This is a genomic window from Klebsiella sp. KTE92, assembly GCF_000398905.1.
In the GTDB taxonomy this organism is placed as follows: domain Bacteria; phylum Pseudomonadota; class Gammaproteobacteria; order Enterobacterales; family Enterobacteriaceae; genus Klebsiella; species Klebsiella variicola.
The window spans coordinates 1,437,372-1,460,370 of the sequence record NZ_KB976100.1 but is presented as its reverse complement, the minus strand read 5'-3'; the positions used below and the strand labels follow the sequence as shown (position 1 = coordinate 1,460,370).

The following is a 22,999-nucleotide window of genomic DNA, read 5'->3' as shown; positions in this document are numbered from 1 at the left end:
TGGTGGGTCGTGCAGGATTCGAACCTGCGACCAATTGATTAAAAGTCAACTGCTCTACCAACTGAGCTAACGACCCACTCTGGCATCGCTTTGGGCTTGTTTGATATCCCTTGGCAACGGCGGCATATATTACTGATTTCAGAATTCAGCGCAACTAAAATTTCGATAAAGATCACTTAACTGCTGGTGATTCAGGCGACAAGACCAGAAATAACGCGATTTCTGGTCATGCCGTAATCAACCAAGAGCATTAAGACGTTTTTGCGCTTGTTTCGCACCGTCGGTGCCGGGGAATTTACTGATCACCTGCTGGTAAACCGCTTTCGCTTTCGCAGTATCACCTTTGTCCTGCATGATCACGCCGACCTTAAACATGGCGTCAGGCGCTTTTGGCGATTTCGGGTAGTTCTTCACCACCGAGGCGAAGTAAAACGCCGCATCGTCTTTTTTCCCCTTATTGTAGTTCAACTGTCCGAGCCAATAGTTGGCGTTCGGCTGATAAGTTGAATCCGGGTACTTTTTAACGAAGTTCTGAAACGCCACCATTGCGTCATCCTGGCGTGAAGCATCCTTCACCAGGGCAATGGCCGCATTGTAATCGGTGTTCGCATCGCCGGTCATCGCCGGGGCGCCTGACGAGGCCGCTGGCGCTGCGCTGGTGGCAGCCGCGCTCTGATCGCCGGAAGACGATGGAGCCTGCGTACCTGATGCTGCCGCTGCGCCGCCACCGCTGCTCAGACTATCTATCTGCAGCAGAATCTGCTTCTGGCGCTCAACGATCTGATTCAGCTGATATTGGTTCTCCTGGATCTGGCCACGGAGAGAATCAATGTCAGTCTGGTTATCAGAAAGTTGTTGCTGGAGTTGGGTTAAAAGCTGGCTGTGAGCATTGGAAATACGCTCGAGTTGAGTGACGCGGTCTTCGACCGAGCCTGAGCCGACACTACTGATTGGCGCCTGAGCAAAAGCGGCCCAGGGGGCCGCTATGCCAACCAGTAACGACAGACTCAATAAATGATGTCTGAAGTTACTGCTCATGCAATTCTCTTAGTAAACCAGTACGGCGCGACGGTTTTTGGCATATGCCGCTTCGTCATGACCCAGTACTGCTGGTTTTTCTTTACCGTAAGAAACGATGGAGATCTGATCGGCAGAAACACCTTTGCCCTGCAGATACATCTTAACGGCGTTAGCACGACGCTCACCCAGAGCGATGTTGTATTCCGGCGTACCGCGCTCATCCGCGTGACCTTCTACAGTCACTTTGTAGGACGGGTTGCTGCGCAGGAAGTTCGCATGCGCGTCCAGCATGGCAGCGAAGTCAGAACGGATATCGTACTTGTCCAGATCGAAGTAAACGATGTTGTTCTGTTGCAGCTGCTGCATCTGCAGACGAGCTTGCTCTTCAGAAGACATGTTGCCGCCGTTACCGTTAGCGTCCATACCAGTGCCGGCACCCAGCATGCCTTCACCGCTCTGGTCGTTGCTGGCGTTCTTGTTAGAAGAACATGCCGCGATTGCCATAACCGGCAGAGCGATCATCAGCCCTTTCAGCACTTTGTTCAGTTGCATTTCTTTGATTCCTTTAATAATCAATTATTTATTATCACAGATACGGCGACCAGGCAGGCGATTTTACCTGTCCATCAGTTGCCGGAAGACGCGCTTTGAAACGCCCATCTGTAGAAACCAGATTCAGCACGGATCCCATCCCCTGAGAAGAGCTGTAGATTACCATAGTGCCGTTAGGTGCCAGACTTGGCGTTTCGTCTAAAAACGTTGATGACAGAACCTGTACACCACCCGCTTCCAGATCTTGTTTGGCAATGTGCTGCTGACCGCCGGCCGAGCTGACCATTACCATGGTTTTACCATCCGCGCTCACGTCGGCGTCCTGGTTCTGTGAACCTTCCCAGGTGATACGCTGCGGCGTGCCGCCATTGATGTTGACTTTATACACCTGCGGACGACCGGCCTGGTCAGAGGTGAAGGCCAGGTTCTGGCTGTCCGGGAACCAGCTTGGTTCGGTGTTGTTGCTGCGACCGTTAGTCACCTGACGAATCTGACCGGAGCCCAGATCCATCACGTACAGGTTCAGGCTACCGGTTTTCGACAGCGCGAAGGCCAACTTAGAGCCATCCGGAGAGAACGCCGGCGCGCCGTTGTGCTGCGGGAAGGAGGCGATCTGACGCACAGCGCCGTTCGCCAGGGTCTGAACCACCAGCGCAGAACGACCACTTTCAAAGGTCACGTAAGCCAGTTTAGAACCGTCCGGAGACCAGGCCGGGGACATCAGCGGCTGGGAGGAACGGTGAACAAGGAACTGGTTGTAACCATCGTAGTCGGACACGCGCAGTTCATAAGGGAACTGGCCGCCGTTTTTCTGCACCACGTAGGCGATACGGGTACGGAAGGCGCCCTTGATGCCGGTCAGCTTCTCAAATACCGCGTCGCTGGCAGCGTGCGCTGCGTAGCGCAGGTACTGTTTAGTGACTTTAAAAGAGCCTTGCGCCAGCGTTGTACCCGGCGCACCGCCGGTATCCACCAGCTGATATGCTACCTGATAAGAACCATCCGGGTTTGACGTGACCTGACCGACGACCACGGCGTCGATACCCAGCGCAGACCAGGCAGCAGGCTGCACTTCCTGGGCACTGGTCGGCTGCTGCGGCAGACGCGAGCGATCCAGCGGGTTGAATTTACCACTGTTGCGCAGGTCAGCTGCCACGATACCGCCAACATCTTCAGGCGCAGCGCCCTGGCCGGCCCACTGGAACGGTACCACGCCGATAGGGCGTGCCGAGTCCACCCCCTGGGTGATCTCGATACGTACTTCTGCGTGCAGCACCGCCGCCCACAGCATTAAAAAACCAAATGCTACTCGTAATGCCTGCTTCATCATATCTCCCTTATCCGGGCGGAAAGCCCACGATAATTTAGCAGAATGTTAACAAACTCAAATATACAAAACTACCAAAACCCTGTGACTACCATAGATTGTTTTTCCCCGTTTGCACGGGGAAAAATATCACTGAGGTTTGAAGTCCAGTGGCGCATTTTTGAAGACTTCATATACTGCCTGGCTAGGTGGTTTCGGGAACTTAGCCTGCCGGGCTGCGGCAAGAGCGGCCTGGCACAGAGCAGGATCACCACCTTCGGACTGTATATTTAACAACAGGCCGTCAGGAGCAAGTTTGATACGCAAGGTACATGTTTTGCCTGCATAGGACGATGCGTCATAAAACTTACTTTCAATCGCCGACTTTATCTGCCCGGCATAGTTATTGATATCAGCCCCCGAGGCACTGTTTTTAGTATTACCACTCCCGGCAGCAGAGGCATTGTTTCCTTTGGCTCCTCCGCCTGTTTTAGGCGCATTCTTACCCGAACTCAGATCGCCAAGCAGGTTGTCAACGCCGTCCGCTTCTTTCGCGGCAGCCGCTTTCTTCGCTGCCGCCGCTTTTGCTGCTGCCGCTTTGGCCGCTTTATCGGCCGCTGCCTTCTCAGCCGCAGCCGCTTTGGCTGCCGCCGCTTTTTCAGCTGCGGCGGCTTTCTCGGCGGCGGCCTTCTCTGCGGCCGCTTTTTGGGCGGCAGCTTTCTCAGCGGCTTTTTCGGCAGCTTTTTCTGCTGCCGCTTTTTCAGCCGCAGCTTGCTTAGCCGCCTCCTGCTGGGCCTTCTTCTCTGCTTCCTGCTGCGCTTTCTTCGCCGCTGCCGCTTCCGCTTTCTTCTGCGCTTCTGCTGCGGCTTTCGCCGCTTCGGCTTCCGCCTGTTTCTTCGCATCGGCTGCCGCTTTCGCGGCGGCGGCATCGGCCTGTTTCTTCGCGTCGGCGGCGGCTTTAGCCGCTGCCAGCTCAGCCGCTTTTGCCTGGGCATCCGCCTTCGCTTTTGCGTCGGCAGCCGCTTTGGCAGCCGCTTCCTGCGCTTCTTTAGCCTGCGCATCCGCTTTGGCTTTCGCCGCCGCGGCAGCCTTGGCAGCCGCTTCCTCAGCCTGCTTCTGCTGTTCCTTCGCTTCTTTCGCCGCTTCCTGCGCCTGCAGCCGTTCCTGTTCGAGCTGTTTCAGCCGTTCCTGTTCCGCTGCCTGTTTCTCACGTAACTCTTCCGCCTGCTGCTGTGCCTGTTTTTCACGCTGCTCAGCGGCGCGACGTGCGCTGGCCTGCTGCTGTTGCTGACGGTTATAGTTATTTACCACCGCCCCCGGATCGACCATGACGGCATCAATGGACGATCCCCCGCCGCCGCCGGCAGAGGCATCCAGATGCTCGTCAAACGAACTCCAGATCAGCAGCGCGATCAGAATGATGTGCAGCGCGACTGAAATGATGATCGCTCGTTTAAGCTTGTCGTTTTGTTCGGTTGCCTTTGACACTATCGGTTCCCAAAAACTGTTCGCCTGTACCCGCGATGCACGCCGACGGCGAGCGATACCCACCATCGGACGCCACGCGGACGCACATACCTGAAGCGATTAAATAGGTTTGGTCATCAAGCCGACCGATTTAACCCCTGCACTATGCAACAGGTTCAGCGCTTTAATAATTTCATCGTAAGGGACGTCTTTCGCACCGCCGATCAGGAATACCGTTTTCTCATTGGCTTCAAGACGACGCTTCGCTTCGGCAATCACCTGCTCCGGCGGCAGCTGGGACAGCGTCTCCTGCCCCACTTTCACGCTGTACTGCCCTACCCCGGAGACTTCCACAATCACCGGCGGATCGTCATTGCTTTTCACCGCTTGCGATTCCGTGGCGTCCGGCAGATCGACTTCCACGCTCTGCGTAATGATGGGCGCCGTTGCCATAAAGATCAGCAGCAGTACCAGCAGGACATCCAGCAGCGGAACGATGTTGATCTCGGACTTCAGTTCGCGACGTCCGCGTCCACGTGCTCTGGCCATGGCTTACCCCTTATTGCTTTCGCTGGTGGTAAAGGCCTGACGGTGCAGAATAGCGGTGAACTCTTCCATAAAGTTGTCGTAGTTCAGTTCAAGCTTGTTCACGCGCTGGTTCAGGCGGTTGTACGCCATGACCGCCGGGATCGCGGCGAACAGACCGATCGCGGTGGCGATCAGCGCTTCGGCGATACCTGGCGCCACCATCTGCAGGGTGGCCTGCTTCACCGCGCCAAGGGCGATAAAGGCATGCATAATCCCCCAGACAGTACCGAACAGACCGATATACGGGCTGATGGAGCCTACGGTGCCGAGGAACGGGATATGGGTTTCCAGCGTTTCCAGCTCGCGGTTCATCGAAATACGCATCGCGCGCGATGCCCCTTCGACAATCGCTTCCGGCGCATGGCTGTTGGCCCGATGCAGGCGCGCAAATTCTTTGAAACCGCTGTAGAAGATTTGTTCCGAACCGGTCAGGTTATCGCGACGCCCCTGGCTCTCCTGGTACAAACGGGACAGCTCGATCCCGGACCAGAATTTGTCCTCGAACGCTTCAGCTTCACGCGCGGCCGAGTTAAGGATACGCGTTCTCTGAATAATGATAGCCCAGGAAGCGATAGAAAAACCAATCAAAATCAACATGATAAGTTTAACCAGAAGGCTCGCCTTCAGGAACAAATCAAGGATATTCATGTCAGTCACTGCTTAAACTCCGCGACAATAGACTTGGGAAGCGCACGTGGCTTCATTAAGAGTGGATCAACGCACACAATGAGAACCTCAGCTTCGTTTAACACTGTATTCTCGGCGTTGACGATTCGCTGCGTGAAAACCAAAGAGGTGCCGCGCATCGAGGTAATTTCCGTCTGGACTTCGAGCATGTCGTCGAGTCTGGCGGGGGCAAAATACTCCAGCGTCATTTTGCGAACCACGAAGGCAACGCGTTCAGCCAACAGCACCTGTTGACTAAAGTGATGGTGGCGCAGCATCTCTGTGCGTGCTCTTTCATAAAAAGCGACGTAACTGGCGTGGTAAACCACACCACCGGCGTCGGTATCTTCATAGTAGACCCGAACCGGCCATCGAAACAGCGTTGTATTCACTTTACATCCCGGTAATGCAAAAAAAGGTTAGAGCTTTCAAACTTCGCTACTATACGCGCGGGAAAGGTGGTTTGGAATGGGGGAAAGTAAACGGGGCGTAAATTTTTATGGGCTTATGCAAGCCCATACCATTAACAGAGATCTCTTATTCAAAAGAAGAAAAAGAAGAGACCCAAAGCGAGCACGATATCAGCGATAAGCGGACAAAAAATCCCCTGCCAGTGAACGGCACGCGGACGGAAGCCCACGCCGTGAATAACGCCGCTGCAAACCGCCCACATCAGCAAGAAACCATGCCAGATTTCCAGCTCGCTGGTCTTCGCCGCAAAGCGCGACGGATCCCAGAAGATGCAGCCGGCCAGCAGCAGCGCCATCAATAAGGAAAGCGCCCTTAACGGGCGCTTGTCCATTATCGCATACATATACTTTATCATTCACGTCGCCTCTTTGTTGGCTACGTCTGCTTACCCCAGTCACTTACTGGTGTAAGCTCCTGGGGATTCACAGACTTGCCGCCTCGATGCAATCCGAATGATTTCGTATATCGCATCACGATAATACTCATCAGTGTTCTTCTTTACCTGCTTTGGTGGCTTCCACGTGCTCAAGCGCCAGCGCGGTAATCACCCCAAAGGCACAGGCAAGAAGCGTTCCCAAAATCCATGCGAAGTACCACATATATAGCTCCTTACCTTAGTACAGCGAGTGGGTGTTCTTTTCGATGTCTTCGCGCGTAATGCGGCCGAACATCTTCCAGTAACACCAGCTGGTGTAGGCCAGAATGATCGGCACGAAGACAATCGCCACGTAGGTCATCAGGTTCAGCGTCCGCTGACTGGAGGTCGCGTCCCACATCGTCAGGCTGGCGTTCAGCATGGTGCTGGACGGCATGATGAACGGGAACATCGCAATACCGGCGGTCAGAATGATGCAGGCCAGGGTCAGCGAGGAGAACAGGAATGCCCACGCGCCTTTATCCGCTTTAGTCGAGACGACGGTCAGCAGCGGCAGCACCACGCCCAGGGCAGGAACGGCCCACAGCGCTGGCATGTTATTAAAGTTCACCATCCATGCACCGGCCTCACGCACGACTTCTTTAGTCAGCGGGTTAGACGGGCCGCTATGATCCATTACTGATTTCACCACATAGCCGTCGATGCCGTAGTAGACCCACACACCGGCCAGCGCGAAGCAGACCAGCGTCACCAGCGCCGCCACCGTGGAAACGGTGCGGGTACGCAGGTGCAGTTCGCCTACGGTACGCATCTGCAGGTAGGTGGCGCCCTGAGTCAGGATCATCGCCACGCTGACGATACCGGCCAGCAGACCAAACGGGTTCAGCAGCTGGAAGAAGTTTCCGGTATAGAACAGACGCAGGTATTCATCGACGTGGAACGGCACGCCCTGCAACAGGTTGCCGAAGGCCACACCAATCACCAGCGGCGGCACGAAGCTACCGATGAAGATGCCCCAGTCCCACATGTTGCGCCAGCGGGAGTCCTCGATCTTGGAACGGTAGTCAAAACCGACCGGACGGAAGAATAGCGAAGCCAGCACCAGAATCATCGCCACATAGAAGCCAGAGAACGCTGCGGCGTAAACCATCGGCCAGGCCGCGAACAGCGCGCCGCCGGCGGTGATCAGCCACACCTGGTTACCGTCCCAGTGCGGAGCGATGGCGTTGATCATAATCCGACGCTCGGTGTCGTTACGGCCGAGGAAACGGGTGAGCATGCCCACCCCCATGTCGAACCCGTCGGCGACAGCGAAGCCAATCAGCAGAATGCCAATCAGCAGCCACCAGATAAAACGCAATACTTCATAATCGATCATTTGACGACTCCTGTCTTAGCGTGCCGACTGAATAGCCGCAGAGGACTGTTCAAAGTGATAGCGGCCGGTTTTCAGGCTGCTAGGTCCTTTGCGGGCAAACTTGAACATCAGGAACAGTTCAGCCACCAGGAACAGCGTGTACAGACCGCAGATCAGCAACATTGAGAAGATCAGATCGCCTGCGGTCAGCGACGAGTTGGCCACCGCGGTCGGCAGGACCTCACCAATCGCCCACGGCTGACGGCCATACTCGGCAACAAACCAGCCTGACTCCACGGCAATCCACGGCAGCGGCAGGCCAAAGAACGCGGCGCGCAGCAGCCATTTTTTCTCGCCAATGCGGTTACGAATCACGCTCCAGAAGGAGGCGCCGATAATCAACAGCATCAGGATGCCGCACGCCACCATGATACGGAAGGCGAAGTACAGCGGGGCGACGCTTGGAATAGAGTCTTTGGTCGCTTTGGCGATCTGCTCTTCCGTGGCGTCAGCGACGTTCGGGGTATAGCGCTTCAGCAACAGGCCATAGCCGAGGTCTTTCTTCACGCTATTGAACTGGTCACGCACGGCCTGGTCGGTCGAACCGGCGCGCAGCTGCTCCAGTAGCGCGTACGCTTTCATCCCATTACGGATACGCTCTTCGTGCTGAACCATCAGATCTTTCAGGCCGATAACCGGCTTATCCACCGAGCGGGTGGCGATGATGCCCAGCGCGTAAGGGATCTGGATCGCGAAGTGGTTGGTCTGCGCATTCTGATCGGGAATACCAAACAGAGTAAAGGCAGCCGGCGCCGGCTGGGTTTCCCACTCAGCTTCGATAGCCGCCAGTTTGGTTTTCTGCACGTCACCCATTTCGTAACCGGATTCGTCACCCAGCACAATAACGGAGAGGATCGCCGCCATACCGAAGCTGGCTGCGATGGCAAAGGAGCGCTTAGCAAAGGCAAAGTCGCGGCCTTTCAGCATATACCAGGAGCTGATAGCCAGGATGAACATCGCGCCGGTGACATAGCCAGACGCCACGGTGTGAACGAACTTCACCTGGGCGACCGGGTTGAGCACCAGTTCAGAGAAGCTGACCATCTCCATACGCATGGTTTCGAAGTTGAAGTCCGATGCGATAGGGTTCTGCATCCAGCCGTTGGCGACGAGGATCCACAGCGCGGAGAGGTTGGAGCCCAGCGCAACCAGCCAGGTGACCGCCATGTGCTGAACTTTACCCAGACGATCCCAACCGAAGAAGAACAGACCTACAAAGGTGGATTCGAGGAAGAAGGCCATCAGACCTTCAATGGCCAGCGGCGCACCGAAGATATCGCCCACATAGTGTGAGTAATACGACCAGTTAGTCCCGAACTGGAACTCCATGGTCAGACCGGTCGCCACACCCAGCGCGAAGTTGATACCAAACAACTTGCCCCAGAATTTGGTCATATCTTTATAAATCTGTTTGCCGGAAAGGACGTAAACCGTTTCCATGATGGCCAGCAGGAACGCCATACCGAGCGTTAGCGGCACAAAAAGGAAGTGGTACATCGCGGTCAAGGCAAACTGTAAGCGCGACAGTTCGACTATATCTAACATCATGACTCCTTGCTCATCGCATGAAGACTCCGAAAATGAACCGAGAAGCTCTGGCTCATACGCATGCCCCAATACAAAAGTTATTTGTTGGCCCTTCCGCAGCGAGTTTCACCTGAAAGTGAAGCCACGCCACGTCAAGGTTACAAATACGTTAACGAAAACCCAATTGATTCCCCAATATATTACGCCGCAATAACCTTACAATAAATATGTTTTTATTGTTCCAGTTTTACATTTTTCGACGGTGATCAATATATAGCGAAGATAGCCTGTTTAGGCCAATTTGACTTGCGACAATTTAACGTTTTTTGAAGAATTTTTCCAAGCATTAAGCATTGATATAAATCAATTTTTACTCTACGTGTTAATTATGTAGCTCAATAAAGAATATTGGTGAACTTAATGTTAATGTTGTGTTTAAAGTATGGCTTGCTTGGTTACTGAAAAGAGAGATATGAGAATCATAGGTAATATTATTTAACGCCGCGGGGAAAAATGAAAAAAATGCGCCGATCCTAATAATGCTAGACTGCTCACAGTATTTTTCCTGTTTTCTTATGCCCTTCTCTTCTGTTTTTTCACTATCTAAAACCCTTGCCTGTCGCGAATTGCGGAAATATTTCCTTCAGCAACCACGCTGCCGGGATTATATTCATGAAATAATTCATAAAATCAATATGATAGGTAAGGTTTTTCGCGGAGCAGGCATTCCGCCGGTTCAGCGGATGTTCTGGCGAGATGGATAACGCCCATAAAAAAGGCCACCTGACGGTGGCCAACCATGTCGAAATCGGACAGATTTCTGCTTCGGAGAAGCAGAGAGGGTTTACTTGATGATAGCTTTCAGCGCTTCGCCGATATCGGCCAGGCTGCGAACGGTTTTCACACCAGCGGCTTCCAGGGCTGCGAATTTCTCATCAGCAGTACCTTTACCGCCAGCGATGATGGCGCCCGCGTGGCCCATACGCTTGCCTTTCGGCGCGGTCACGCCCGCGATGTAGCCGACAACCGGCTTGGTCACGTGCTCTTTGATGTAGGCTGCCGCTTCTTCTTCCGCGCTGCCGCCGATCTCACCGATCATCACGATCGCTTCGGTCTGCGGATCTTCCTGGAACAGCTTCAGGATATCGATGAAGTTGGAGCCCGGGATCGGGTCGCCGCCGATACCGACACAGGTAGACTGGCCGAAGCCGTAGTCGGTGGTCTGCTTAACCGCTTCATAGGTCAGGGTACCGGAACGGGAAACGATGCCCACTTTACCCGGCTTGTGAATGTGACCCGGCATGATGCCGATTTTGCATTCGCCCGGGGTGATAACGCCTGGGCAGTTCGGGCCAATCATGCGCACGCCCGCTTCGTCCAGCTTCACTTTCACAGTCAGCATATCCAGCGTCGGGATACCTTCGGTGATGGTGATAATCAGCTTAATGCCCGCGTCGATTGCTTCCAGAATGGAGTCTTTGCAGAACGGTGCCGGAACGTAGATAACGGTCGCGGTCGCGCCGGTCGCTTCAACGGCTTCGCGCACGGTGTTGAACACCGGCAGACCCAGATGGGTGGTGCCGCCTTTGCCTGGCGTCACGCCGCCAACCATTTGCGTACCGTAAGCGATCGCTTGTTCAGAGTGGAAGGTCCCCTGGCTACCGGTGAAGCCCTGGCAGATAACCTTGGTATCTTTATTAATTAAAACTGACATTATTTCCCCTCCACTGCGGCAACAACCTGCTGTGCTGCGTCCGTCAGACTTTTCGCTGCAATAATATTCAGGCCGCTGTCAGCCAGTTTTTTCGCGCCCAGTTCGGCGTTGTTACCTTCCAGACGAACCACGACCGGAACGTTAACCCCAACTTCCGCTACCGCACCGATGATGCCGTCAGCGATCAGGTCGCAACGTACGATACCGCCGAAGATGTTAACCAGAACCGCTTTAACGTTGTCGTCAGAGAGGATGATTTTGAACGCTTCGGTCACGCGCTCTTTGGTGGCGCCGCCGCCAACGTCGAGGAAGTTAGCCGGTTCGCCGCCGTGCAGCTTAACGATGTCCATGGTGCCCATCGCCAGGCCTGCGCCGTTAACCATGCAACCGATGTTGCCGTCGAGCGCAACGTAGTTCAGTTCCCACTGCGCCGCCTGCGCTTCGCGCGGATCTTCCTGAGACTGGTCGCGCATTTCGCGCAGATCCGGCTGACGGAACAGCGCGTTGCCGTCAGCGCCCAGTTTGCCGTCGAGGCAGATCAGGTCGCCCTGCTTAGTGATCACCAACGGGTTGATTTCGATCAGCGCCAGGTCGCGCTCAAGGAAAATGGTCGCCAGACCCATGAAAATCTTGGTGAACTGCTGAACCTGCTTACCTTCCAGACCCAGTTTGAACGCCAGTTCACGCCCCTGATAAGGCATCGGGCCCGCCAGCGGATCGATGGCGATCTTGTGGATCAGGTGTGGGGTTTCTTCCGCGACTTTTTCGATTTCCACGCCGCCTTCAGTCGACGCCATGAACACCACGCGACGGGAGCTACGATCAACGACCGCGCCCAGATACAGCTCTTTATCGATATCGGTCGCCGCTTCCACCAGAATCTGGTTGACCGGCTGGCCGTTAGCATCGGTTTGGTAGGTCACCAGGCGTTTGCCCAGCCAATGCTCAGCAAAAGCGCGGATCTCTTCTTTGCTCTTAACTACTTTCACACCGCCCGCTTTACCGCGGCCACCAGCGTGAACCTGACATTTCACTACCCACGGACCCGCGCCGATTTTTGAAGCGGCTTCTTCTGCTTCACGCGGAGTAGTACAGGCATAACCCACCGGCGCCGGTAAGCCATAGCGGGCAAAAAGTTGTTTTGCCTGATATTCATGTAAGTTCATGTGTTCAGTCCATCCTTCAGGGTGTAATTATCTTTAAACCTGTAGGCCTGATAAGACGCGCTAGCGTCGCCATCAGGCATCTCATCAACGCCGGATGGCGGCAAAAATGCCTTATCCGGCCTACGGTAAGTCATACTCTTACTGACTACACGTCCAGCAGCAGACGAGTCGGATCTTCCAGCAGCTCTTTAATCGCCACCAGGAAGCCAACCGATTCACGCCCATCGATCAGACGGTGGTCATAGGAGAGCGCCAGGTACATCATCGGCAGGATCTCTACCTTGCCATTCACCGCCATCGGACGGTCTTTAATGGCATGCATACCCAGGATGGCGCTCTGCGGTGGGTTGATGATCGGCGTGGACATCAGGGAACCGAAGACGCCGCCGTTGGTAATGGTGAAGTTACCGCCGGTCAGGTCATCTACAGTCAGCTTGCCGTCACGGCCTTTCACCGCCAGCTCTTTGATATTCTTTTCGATGTCCGCCATGCCCAGCAGGTCAACGTCACGCAGAACCGGGGTTACCAGGCCGCGCGGAGTGGACACTGCCATGCTGACGTCAAAGTAGTTGTGGTAAACCACGTCGTCGCCATCGATGGAAGCGTTCACTTCCGGGTAGCGTTTCAGCGCTTCAACCACCGCTTTCACATAGAAGGACATGAAGCCCAGACGGATACCGTGACGTTTTTCGAAGGCATCGCCGTACTGCTTACGCAGATCCATAATCGGCTTCATGTTGACTTCGTTAAAGGTCGTCAGCATGGCGGTGGAATTTTTCGCTTCCAGCAGACGCTCGGCCACGCGTTTACGCAGACGGGTCATCGGGACGCGTTTTTCTGAACGGTGACCCAGCTGCGGCGCTGGTGTCGCTGCCGCAGTAGCCGCTGGCGCTTTGGCTTCAGCCGCCGCCGGGGCTTTCGCCAGATGTTTCTCGACGTCTTCACGAGTCAGACGGCCACCCACGCCGGTACCTTTGATGGCAGCGGCGTCGAGGTTGTGCTCCGCCAGCAGACGACGGATCGCCGGGCTGAGCGCATCGTTGTTCTGCTCTTCCAAAGAAGCCTGCTGGCGCTGCGCCGGGGTGGACGCTTTCGCATCCGCTTTTTCGCTGGTTTCTTTACCTGCGCTGTTGCCTTCACGCAGGCGGCCAAGGATCTGGCGAGACAGGACGGTAGCGCCCTCGTCTTCCAGCACTGCATCCAGAATGCCGTCCGCTGATGCCGGTACTTCCAGTACCACTTTGTCAGTTTCGATTTCGACCAGAACTTCGTCACGGACGACCGCGTCGCCCGGTTTTTTATGCCAGGTGGCGACGGTTGCGTCAGCTACGGACTCAGGCAGGTCGGGAACCAGAATATCTACGCTACTCATTGTGTATCCTTTAATTAATCGACGTTCAGCGCGTCATTGACCAGATCTTGTTGCTGTTTCTGGTGAACGGACATGTACCCTACCGCCGGAGAGGCGGAGGCCGGGCGGCCTGCATAACGCAGAGAGGCCCCAAATGGAACTACTTCACGAAGGTGGTGCTGGCTGCAGTACCATGCGCCCTGGTTGAGCGGCTCTTCCTGGCACCAGACAAAATCATGTACGTGCGAGTAAGCTTTCAGCGCTTCCTGCACCGCCTGATGCGGGAACGGGTAGAGCTGTTCGATACGCACGATGGCGACATCTTTTTGCTCGTTTTTGCGGCGCTGTTCCAGCAGGTCGTAGTAAACCTTACCAGAGCACAGTACGACGCGCTTCACGGCTTGCGGATCGAGTTCGTCGATTTCGCCGATGGCCGGCATAAAGGTGCCGTTCGCCAGTTCGTCCATGCTGGAGACCGCCAGCGGGTGGCGCAGCAGAGACTTCGGCGACATCACCACCAGCGGACGGCGCATACCGCGCAGCGCCTGACGACGCAGCATATGGTAAACCTGTGCCGGGGTGGACGGTACGCAAACCTGCATGTTCTGCTCAGCGCACAGCTGCAGATAGCGTTCCAGACGCGCGGAGGAGTGCTCCGGGCCCTGCCCTTCGTAGCCGTGCGGCAGCAACATCACCAGACCGCACATCCGGCCCCATTTCTGTTCGCCAGAGGAGATGAACTGATCAATCACCACCTGCGCGCCGTTGGCGAAGTCGCCGAACTGCGCTTCCCAGATGGTCAGCGTACGCGGCTCTGCGGTGGCGTAACCGTATTCGAACGCCAGCACGGCTTCTTCAGACAGCACCGAGTCCCAGACGCGGAACTGGCCCTGGCCGTTGTGCACATGCTGCAGCGGGGTATAGGTAGAACCGTTGCTCTGGTTATGGATAACCGCGTGACGGTGGAAGAAGGTGCCGCGACCGGAGTCTTCACCGGACAGGCGCACCGGAATGCCTTCGTCAACCAGGGTGGCATAAGCCAGGTTTTCAGCGCCGCCCCAATCGAACAGCTTCTCGCCGGCGGCCATCAGTTGGCGATCGCCGTAGATTTTCGCTACACGGGACTGCATTTCGATACCTTCCGGCACCGTACTGATGCGTTTAGCCAGCTCTTGCAGACGTTTCGGATCCACTTTATCCGGATAGCTCTCGTCCCACTCGTGGTTGAGGTAGGGAGACCAGGTAAAGGAGTGCATATTCATCGGACGCCACTCCTCTACCACGCATTCGCCGGCATCCAGCGCATCGCGGTAAAGGTTAACCTGCTCAGTCGCGTCTTCCAGCGTCGCAACTTTCTCCTGCTCCAGCTTGTCAGCATAGATTTTGCGCGGGGTCGGATGCTTTTTGATTTTCTGGTACATCAGCGGCTGGGTTGCGCTCGGCTCGTCGGCTTCGTTATGGCCGTGACGGCGGTAGCACACCAGGTCGATAAAGACATCGCGTTTGAAGGTATTACGGAAATCCAGCGCCAGACGGGTAACGAAAGCAACGGCTTCCGGGTCATCCGCGTTAACGTGGAAAATCGGCGCCTGAACCATCTTACCGATATCGGTACAGTATGGCGTAGAACGCGCATCCAGCGGGTTGGAGGTGGTAAAGCCAACCTGGTTGTTGATAACGATACGCACGGTACCGCCGACTTCGTAACCTCGGGCTTTCGACATGTTCAGGGTTTCCTGAACCACGCCCTGGCCGGTAACGGCGGCGTCGCCGTGGATGGTAATAGGCAGAACTTTGTTGCTGCTTGGCTCGTCCAGACGATCCAGACGGGCGCGTACGGAACCGATAACCACCGGGCTGACGATCTCCAGGTGCGACGGGTTAAACGCCAGCGCCAGGTGGACCAGACCGCCTTCGGTTTCCATATCGGAAGAGAAGCCCATGTGGTACTTCACGTCGCCGGTGCCGAGGTGTTCTTTATGTTTGCCCGCGAACTCGTCGAACAGGTCCTGCGGTTTTTTACCCAGCACGTTGACCAGCACGTTCAGACGGCCACGGTGCGCCATGCCCAGCACCACTTCGCGGGTGCCGCTTTTGCCTGCATGGCGGATCATCTCTTTGAGCATCGGGATCAGGGCATCACCCCCTTCCAGCGAGAAGCGTTTCGCCCCCGGGAATTTGGCGCCGAGGTAGCGTTCCAGCCCTTCTGCAGCGGTCAGTTCACTGAGGAAGCGCTTTTTCTCTGCCGCGGTGAAGCTCGCTTTACCGGCTACCGATTCAATACGCTGCTGGATCCAGCGTTTTTCCTCAGTAGAGGTGATATGCATGTATTCCGCGCCGATGGAGCCGCAGTAGGTTTGCTTGAGGGCGGCAATCAGGTCGCCCAGCTTCATCGTGTCTTTACCGATGGCAAATGAACCTACGTTATAGCTATCCTGGAAATCGGCCTCGGTCAGATCGTGGTAGGCCGGATCAAGATCCGCCACTCTCTCTTGCTTCCACAGTCCCAGCGGATCGAGATTCGCATGCTGGTGGCCACGGAAACGGTATGCGTTGATGAGCTGCAGGACTTTAACCTGCTTCACATTGGTGTCAGGGTCGGAAATCGAAGAAGTGTAACGTGAGGCATCCTTCGCCAGTCGACGGAAATAATCACGTGTTTTGGAATGGAATTGATCCGGTTTAACTCCGGTGCCAGGTAACTGCTGGAACATCGAACGCCAGTTGGCGTCAACAGAGTCAGGATCGGTTAAGAAGTCTTCATAGAGCTGTTCTATCCAGCTCTGGTTCGAACCAGAGAGGAAAGAAGAGTCCAGCCAGGCTTTCATTGCGCCGTTCTGCATCGTGATCCCTTAAGCACTTTTATGCTTATTTCGCCGTAGAAACTACCACGCACACCGAGTGCACGTGCCGGGGTTCACTTGTTGCGGACGAGTTGTGGTTTCTATCCGCTAAGGAACCTTTAAAAACTGCCATTAATCTTCAGCGTTCAGGCTGCGGTTGCGTTGGCTGCCTTCGCTTACCCCGGTCACATAGTTCACTATGCTCCCGGGGATGCGCTCAGTTGCCGCCTTACCTCGCACTGAACGCCTCGATTACTGGTACATCTTGTGGCGGTTTTTAAAGATTTCCTGCTATCCCCTTCATACTTCAAGTTACATGTGCGTTGGCTTTCCTCACTCACCCCAGTCACTTACTTGAGTAAGCTCCTGGGGATTCGCTGCGTCGCCGCCTTCCTGTAACTCGAATTATTTAGGGTATTCATTTCCCGGTGGCACAAACGCTACCGGGGCTACTGCTTTGGTAGCCCGGATAAGCGCAAGCGCCATCCGGGACAGACCGTGTTGCTTACGCGCTGCGCTGCAGCAGCATCGACTTAATATGGCCGATGGCGCGCGTCGGGTTAAGCCCTTTAGGACACACACTGACGCAGTTCATAATGCTGTGACAGCGGAATACGCTGAAAGCATCGCTCAGGCCTTCCAGGCGCTCACTGGTTTCGGTATCGCGACTGTCGATCAGGAAGCGATACGCGGCCAGCAGGCCAGCCGGGCCGATGAACTTGTCCGGGTTCCACCAGAACGACGGGCACGAGGTTGAACAACATGCGCACAGAATACACTCGTACAGACCATCGAGTTTCTCACGCTGCTCAGGCATCTGCAGATGCTCGCGAGCCGGAGGATTTTGCCCATTATTCAACAAGTAAGGCTTAATCTTCTCATATTGTGCATAGAATTGCCCCATGTCCACCACCAAATCACGGATAACCGGTAATCCTGGCAGCGGACGGATAACAATCTTTTTGCCCGGCTGATTCAGCGCGGAGATTGGCGTGATGCACGCCAGACCGTTTTTCCCGTTCATGTTCAGACCATCGGAACCGCAAACCCCTTCACGGCAGGAGCGGCGGAACGACAGCGACGGATCTTTTTCTTTCAGCTGGATCAGCGCATCCAGCAGCATCATGTCACGACCTTCTTCCGCTTCGAGGGTGTAATCCTGCATATGCGGAGCGTCGTCAACATCCGGGTTATAGCGATAAATTGAAAACTCGAGTTTCATTTTCCTGTCTCCGCATTAGTAAGTACGAATCTTTGGCGGGAATGCCGGACGCAGTTTCGGTTCCATGTTGACGCTACGACGCGTCATGGATTCCGACTCTGGCAGATACAGGGAATGGCACAGCCAGTTTTCATCATCACGATCCGGGAAGTCGAAGCGGCTATGGGCGCCACGGCTTTCAGTACGGAAGTTAGCGGACACGGCGGTCGCAAACGCCGTCTCCATCAGGTTGTCCAACTCCAGGCACTCGACGCGCTGGGTGTTGAACTCGCTGGAAGTATCGTCGAGACGCGCGTTTTTCAGGCGCTCGCGGATCACTTTCAGTTGCTCCAGACCTTTGTGCATCGCATCGCCTTCGCGGAAAACCGAGAAGTTGTGCTGCATACATTCCTGCAGTGCTTTGCGGATTTCCACCGGGTCTTCGCCGGAGCGGGTATTGTTCCAGCGATTGAGGCGGTCCAGCGAGCCTTCGACATCCGATTCACTGGCGTCGCGCAGCGTGCCCTGCTCGGCGATGGACTCCTGCAGATGCAGGCCCGCCGCGCGGCCGAAGACCACCAGGTCGAGCAGCGAGTTGCCGCCCAGACGGTTGGCGCCGTGGACCGATACGCAGGCAATTTCGCCTACCGCGAACAGGCCCGGGATCACCACGTCTTCGCCCTTCTCATTCACGGTCAGCGCCTGACCGGTGACTTTGGTCGGGATACCGCCCATCATGTAGTGGCAGGTTGGGATAACCGGGATCGGCTCTTTCACCGGATCGACGTGAGCAAAGGTACGGGACAGCTCAAGGATACCTGGCAGACGAGATTCCAGAACCTCTTTACCCAGGTGATCCAGTTTCAGTTTCGCATGTGGGCCCCACGGACCATCGCAGCCGCGGCCTTCGCGAATTTCGATCATGATGGAACGCGCCACCACGTCACGACCCGCCAGGTCTTTGGCGTTCGGGGCATAACGCTCCATAAAGCGCTCGCCGTGTTTGTTCAGCAGGTAACCGCCTTCGCCGCGGCAACCTTCGGTGACCAGCACCCCTGCACCGGCGATGCCGGTCGGGTGGAACTGCCACATTTCCATATCCTGCACCGGAACGCCGGCGCGGATGGCCATCCCGACGCCGTCACCGGTGTTGATGTGGGCGTTGGTGGTGGACTGATAAATACGGCCTGCGCCGCCGGTCGCCAGCACGGTGGCGCGGGCTTTAAAGTAGACCACTTCGCCGGTCTCGATGCACAGGGCGGTACAACCGACCACCGCGCCGTCCTGGTTTTTCACCAGATCGAGGGCATACCATTCGGAGAAGATAGTGGTGTGGTTTTTCAGGTTCTGTTGATACAGGGTGTGCAACAGCGCGTGGCCGGTACGGTCAGCCGCCGCCGCGGTGCGTGCCGCTTGCTCGCCGCCGAAGTTTTTCGACTGGCCGCCGAACGGGCGCTGATAAATACGGCCGTCGTCAAGACGGGAGAACGGCAGGCCCATATGTTCCAGCTCAAGAATCGCTTCCGGGCCGGTCTTACACATATATTCGATGGCGTCCTGGTCGCCAATATAGTCCGACCCTTTTACGGTGTCGTACATATGCCATTCCCAGTTATCTTCATGGGAGTTACCGAGCGCGACGGTGATACCACCCTGCGCGGATACGGTATGGGAACGGGTAGGGAACACTTTGGAGAGCAGTGCACAGGTCTGTCCGCTCTGGGAAATTTGCAGCGCCGCGCGCATACCTGCGCCGCCGGCACCGATAACAACAGCATCAAACTCTCTGACTGGCAATTTCATTACACACCCCACACCACAACAAATCCATAAAGAACGTAAGCCACCAGCGCCACAACGATAGCCAGTTGCAGAACCAGGCGCAGAGCCAGTGGTTTAACGTAGTCCGTTAACACCTGCCACATCCCGATCCAGGCATGGATGAGAATGGAGACGAGAGCCAGCAGAGTGAAGACTTTAGTGAAGCCGGAGGCAAAGAATCCGGTCCACACTTCCCATGAGATTTCACCGGTGGTGGCGAAGAAGCCAACCATGTAGATGATGTAGAGGGTCAGAACGATGGCGGTAGCACGGACCAGAATAAAGTCATGTACGCCGTTGCGTCCCAGTGCTGAGGCGTTGCTTACCATACGAGGACTCCTGCGAGAAGTGAAAGCACGACAGTAATAACAAAAGAGATTTTGGCGGAACGTTTCCCTGCTTCGAGGGTTTCGTCCAGGTAGCCAAAGTCCATCATCAGATGGCGGATACCGACAACGACATGATAGGCCAGTGCGGTGAGAATGCCCCACATGATGAACTTCACAAAGAAGCTATCCATGATCGAGGCCGCCGTCAGAAAACCTTCAGGGGAGGAAAGGCTGGTGCCCAGCAACCAAAGCAGAATTCCGACCGCCACGAAGGTGATGACACCGGAAACGCGATGGAGAATGGACGCTATCGCCGTGATTGGGAACCGTATCGTTTGTAGATCCAGATTGACAGGTCTTTGTTTTTTCACATTTCTTACCATGAATAACGCCCACATGCTGTTCTTATTGTTTCCTTCCTCCGGTCTGCTTGCGGGTCAGACAGCGTCCTTTCTATAACCAGAAGTCATGTTAAAACGTCTTTTCAGGCATTAAAACATCACTAAACAACGCTGGGTGGCTCGGGATTGCAGGGTGTTCCGGAGACCTGGCCGCAGTATAGGCCGTTCACAAAATCATTACAATTAACCTACATATAGTTTGTTGGGTTTTCTCCGGAACAGTGATCAAGGTCACGATAACAACATTTTTTTAATTTTTAATCACCTGATTTGACAAATATTAAACATTCTTGTTACAACCATTACCAGTTAAATGCAATAATGCTCAAAAGTTATGGGGTCACTCTTTCACCTGAGAATAAGTTATGTAACAGTGTGTCAGTATTGACCGATGTAATCAGGACAGTTATTAGTGGTATACAGGTTTTAATATTCGGACTGCTAAAACGCTGATTTGCTGTTGTTTCACCGCAGCCCTGAAGGACGTACCATCAAGCGCCGTTGCTCTGTACCCTGCCCTTTTCGCTGACGCAGAGCTGTGTGCAACATAACAAACTGGTAACGTATGCAGGCGCGGGCCGAAAGCAAATCCACCACCCGGCAGTCTTAAGCAATAAAGGCGCTAAGGAGACCATAAATGTCTGATGCTAAAGCAAAAATCACCCTGGGTGGTGACACTGCTATTGAACTGGATGTGCTAAAAGGCACGCTCGGTCAGGATGTTATTGATATTCGTAGTCTTGGTTCAAAAGGCGTATTTACTTTTGACCCAGGTTTCACATCCACTGCTTCTTGTGAATCTAAAATTACGTTTATCGATGGTGACGAGGGGATCCTGCTGCACCGCGGCTTCCCGATCGACCAGTTAGCGACCGAATCTAACTATCTCGAAGTATGTTATATTCTGCTGTACGGTGAAAAACCGACTCAGGCCGAATATGACGAATTCAAAACCACCGTCACCCGCCACACCATGATTCATGAGCAGATCACGCGTCTGTTCCATGCATTCCGTCGCGACTCCCACCCGATGGCCGTGATGTGCGGGATCACCGGCGCCCTGGCGGCGTTCTATCATGACTCCCTCGACGTGAATAACCCACGTCACCGCGAGATTGCTGCCTACCGTCTGCTGTCCAAAATGCCAACCATGGCAGCCATGTGTTACAAGTATTCTATCGGCCAGCCGTTTGTTTATCCGCGCAACGACCTCTCCTACGCCGGCAACTTCCTGCGCATGATGTTCGCGACACCGTGCGAAGAGTATGAAGTCAATCCGGTGCTTGAACGCGCGATGGATCGTATTCTGATCCTGCACGCCGATCACGAGCAGAACGCGTCGACCTCGACGGTACGTACCGCCGGCTCCTCCGGCGCTAACCCGTTCGCCTGTATCGCTGCTGGCATCGCCTCCCTGTGGGGACCGGCGCACGGCGGCGCCAACGAAGCGGCGCTGAAGATGCTGGAAGAGATCAGCTCCGTTGAGCACATTCCGGAATTTGTTCGTCGTGCGAAAGACAAGAATGACTCTTTCCGCCTGATGGGCTTCGGCCATCGTGTTTACAAAAACTACGACCCGCGCGCCACCGTGATGCGTGAAACCTGCCATGAAGTGCTGAAAGAGCTGGGCACCAAAGACGATCTGCTGCAGGTAGCCATGGAGCTGGAGCATATCGCGCTGAACGACCCGTACTTCATCGAGAAGAAACTCTACCCGAACGTCGACTTCTACTCCGGTATCATCCTGAAAGCGATGGGTATTCCGTCCTCCATGTTTACCGTTATCTTCGCCATGGCGCGTACCGTGGGCTGGATTGCGCACTGGAACGAAATGCACAGCGATGGCATGAAGATCGCCCGTCCGCGTCAGCTGTACACTGGCTACACCAAACGCGATTACCAGTCCGACATTAAGCGCTAATCTTGCCGTCCGGATGAAAAAAAACGCGCCGCCTGGCGCGTTTTTTTATCTGCCTGACTGCCGGGCTTAATGCTGGCATCCAGGACACCAGTAAAACGGCCGCGAGGAGAGTGTCGTCTTCTCAATCACACCCCCACAGCGCTCGCACCTTTCCCCGTCGCGATGGAAGACCTTAAAGCGAAACAGCGCGCCGTGATGCTTGTTGTCATCGGCCTGGCCGCGGGTGTGATACGACAACCGCGGAATAGCCAGCAGCGCGTGCGCCAGCGCATCCAGCTGACTATCGCTCAGTTCAGCGGCTTTACGCTTTCCGCTTAATCCCACCTGCCAGAGGATCTCCACCCGCAGATAGTTACCGAGCCCGGCCAGAAAAGCCTGATCCAGCAGCAGGCCGGAAAACTGACGATGGCGGAATTTGGCCGACAGCAGCCGCGCTTTCACCTCCTCCACGGTTAACGTCATATCCAGCACATCTGGCCCCACGCGCAGTAAAAACAGGTGATGGGCAACCTGCTCCGCCGTGAGCATCTCGATGTCCGAGGCGCTATAGAGCAAAATCGCCTTGCGGGCGGTCTGCAGCCTGACGCGCAGCACCCGGTTAGAGGCGGGCTGTTCCCCGGCGTCAACCACGCGCCAGACGCCGTACAGCTGATTATGGCTGTACAGGGTCAGCCCGCCGGAGAAGTGTGTTAACAGGGCCTTGCCGCGGGTGGCGATATGGGTCACCCGCTGGCCAATCAACTGGCTTTGATAGGGTTGCAACTGCGGAAAGGCGAACCAGGCATCGGTTAAGGGTTCGCCTTTGATTGCCGCCTCCAGTTTATCCGCCGCGCGGCGGATCTCCGGACCTTCCGGCATACTG

General features: G+C 55.3%; 21 protein-coding genes and 1 tRNA gene. 1 reads left to right on the top strand and 21 read right to left on the bottom strand.

Annotated elements, in window-relative coordinates; translation table 11 throughout:
* From A1WC_RS18275 to sdhC, 20 genes are all read right to left on the bottom strand, one after another.
* Positions 1–76: transfer RNA gene (locus tag A1WC_RS18275), tRNA-Lys, on the bottom strand.
* A gap of 161 nt (positions 77–237) precedes the next feature.
* Positions 238–1,038, bottom strand: a complete 801-nt coding sequence (gene cpoB / locus A1WC_RS18280; protein WP_008805694.1) for a cell division protein CpoB — start codon at positions 1,036–1,038, stop codon at positions 238–240.
* 9 nt (positions 1,039–1,047) lie between these two features.
* On the bottom strand, positions 1,048–1,572 hold the full coding sequence (gene pal, locus A1WC_RS18285; protein ID WP_002895068.1) for a peptidoglycan-associated lipoprotein Pal: 525 nt from the start codon (positions 1,570–1,572) through the stop codon (positions 1,048–1,050).
* 34 nt (positions 1,573–1,606) lie between these two features.
* On the bottom strand, positions 1,607–2,899 hold the full coding sequence (gene tolB, locus A1WC_RS18290; protein ID WP_008805693.1) for a Tol-Pal system beta propeller repeat protein TolB: 1,293 nt from the start codon (positions 2,897–2,899) through the stop codon (positions 1,607–1,609).
* A gap of 129 nt (positions 2,900–3,028) precedes the next feature.
* Positions 3,029–4,366 (bottom strand): cell envelope integrity protein TolA, encoded by a 1,338-nt coding sequence (gene tolA, locus A1WC_RS18295; RefSeq protein ID WP_012542426.1) that lies wholly within the window; start codon positions 4,364–4,366, stop codon positions 3,029–3,031.
* A 99-nt stretch (positions 4,367–4,465) separates the two neighbouring features.
* Positions 4,466–4,894, bottom strand: a complete 429-nt coding sequence (gene tolR, locus A1WC_RS18300) for a colicin uptake protein TolR (protein WP_002895061.1) — start codon at positions 4,892–4,894, stop codon at positions 4,466–4,468.
* A 3-nt stretch (positions 4,895–4,897) separates the two neighbouring features.
* On the bottom strand, positions 4,898–5,590 hold the full coding sequence (gene tolQ / locus A1WC_RS18305; protein ID WP_004152221.1) for a Tol-Pal system protein TolQ: 693 nt from the start codon (positions 5,588–5,590) through the stop codon (positions 4,898–4,900).
* Positions 5,587–5,991, bottom strand: a complete 405-nt coding sequence (gene ybgC / locus A1WC_RS18310) for a tol-pal system-associated acyl-CoA thioesterase (RefSeq protein WP_002895056.1) — start codon at positions 5,989–5,991, stop codon at positions 5,587–5,589. The genes tolQ and ybgC overlap by 4 nt, the downstream gene beginning before the upstream one ends.
* 149 nt (positions 5,992–6,140) lie before the next feature.
* Entirely contained in the window at positions 6,141–6,425 is a 285-nt protein-coding gene (gene ybgE, locus A1WC_RS18315) for a cyd operon protein YbgE (RefSeq protein WP_008805691.1), read from the bottom strand.
* A 130-nt stretch (positions 6,426–6,555) separates the two neighbouring features.
* Entirely contained in the window at positions 6,556–6,669 is a 114-nt protein-coding gene (cydX, locus tag A1WC_RS25875) for a cytochrome bd-I oxidase subunit CydX (protein WP_004100325.1), read from the bottom strand.
* Positions 6,670–6,684: 15 nt separating this feature from the next.
* On the bottom strand, positions 6,685–7,824 hold the full coding sequence (gene cydB, locus A1WC_RS18320; protein WP_016160509.1) for a cytochrome d ubiquinol oxidase subunit II: 1,140 nt from the start codon (positions 7,822–7,824) through the stop codon (positions 6,685–6,687).
* Positions 7,825–7,839: 15 nt separating this feature from the next.
* Positions 7,840–9,408: a cytochrome ubiquinol oxidase subunit I gene (cydA, locus tag A1WC_RS18325; RefSeq protein ID WP_012542427.1), complete on the bottom strand. Its 1,569-nt coding sequence runs from the start codon at positions 9,406–9,408 to the stop codon at positions 7,840–7,842.
* 826 nt (positions 9,409–10,234) lie between these two features.
* Entirely contained in the window at positions 10,235–11,104 is an 870-nt protein-coding gene (gene sucD / locus A1WC_RS18330; RefSeq protein ID WP_004885990.1) for a succinate--CoA ligase subunit alpha, read from the bottom strand.
* Positions 11,104–12,270, bottom strand: a complete 1,167-nt coding sequence (sucC, locus tag A1WC_RS18335) for an ADP-forming succinate--CoA ligase subunit beta (RefSeq protein ID WP_002895039.1) — start codon at positions 12,268–12,270, stop codon at positions 11,104–11,106. The genes sucD and sucC overlap by 1 nt, the downstream gene beginning before the upstream one ends.
* A gap of 145 nt (positions 12,271–12,415) precedes the next feature.
* Entirely contained in the window at positions 12,416–13,642 is a 1,227-nt protein-coding gene (odhB, locus tag A1WC_RS18340) for a 2-oxoglutarate dehydrogenase complex dihydrolipoyllysine-residue succinyltransferase (protein ID WP_012542428.1), read from the bottom strand.
* 14 nt (positions 13,643–13,656) lie between these two features.
* Positions 13,657–16,464 carry a 2-oxoglutarate dehydrogenase E1 component gene (gene sucA / locus A1WC_RS18345; protein ID WP_008805687.1) on the bottom strand — a complete coding sequence of 936 codons (2,808 nt, stop codon included), beginning with the start codon at positions 16,462–16,464 and terminating at the stop codon, positions 13,657–13,659.
* A gap of 505 nt (positions 16,465–16,969) precedes the next feature.
* Complete coding sequence (gene sdhB, locus A1WC_RS18350; protein WP_008805686.1) at positions 16,970–17,686, bottom strand: succinate dehydrogenase iron-sulfur subunit SdhB; 717 nt, start codon at positions 17,684–17,686, stop codon at positions 16,970–16,972.
* A gap of 15 nt (positions 17,687–17,701) precedes the next feature.
* Positions 17,702–19,468 (bottom strand): succinate dehydrogenase flavoprotein subunit, encoded by a 1,767-nt coding sequence (gene sdhA, locus A1WC_RS18355; protein WP_008805685.1) that lies wholly within the window; start codon positions 19,466–19,468, stop codon positions 17,702–17,704.
* Positions 19,468–19,815 (bottom strand): succinate dehydrogenase membrane anchor subunit, encoded by a 348-nt coding sequence (sdhD, locus tag A1WC_RS18360; protein WP_002894949.1) that lies wholly within the window; start codon positions 19,813–19,815, stop codon positions 19,468–19,470. Before sdhD ends, sdhA begins: the two co-directional genes overlap by 1 nt.
* Positions 19,809–20,213, bottom strand: a complete 405-nt coding sequence (sdhC, locus tag A1WC_RS18365; protein ID WP_004142216.1) for a succinate dehydrogenase cytochrome b556 subunit — start codon at positions 20,211–20,213, stop codon at positions 19,809–19,811. Before sdhC ends, sdhD begins: the two co-directional genes overlap by 7 nt.
* A 640-nt stretch (positions 20,214–20,853) precedes the next feature.
* Between sdhC and gltA the strand changes: the two genes are divergently transcribed.
* The gene (gltA, locus tag A1WC_RS18370; RefSeq protein ID WP_008805683.1) at positions 20,854–22,137 is read left to right on the top strand and encodes a citrate synthase; all 1,284 of its coding nucleotides are present in this window, start codon (positions 20,854–20,856) and stop codon (positions 22,135–22,137) included.
* A 66-nt stretch (positions 22,138–22,203) separates the two neighbouring features.
* On the opposite strand, the gene nei is transcribed toward gltA, so the two are convergent.
* A complete protein-coding gene (gene nei / locus A1WC_RS18375; protein WP_016160508.1) occupies positions 22,204–22,995 on the bottom strand; it encodes an endonuclease VIII in 792 nt (263 codons plus the stop codon).
* Positions 22,996–22,999: the final 4 nt, after the last annotated feature.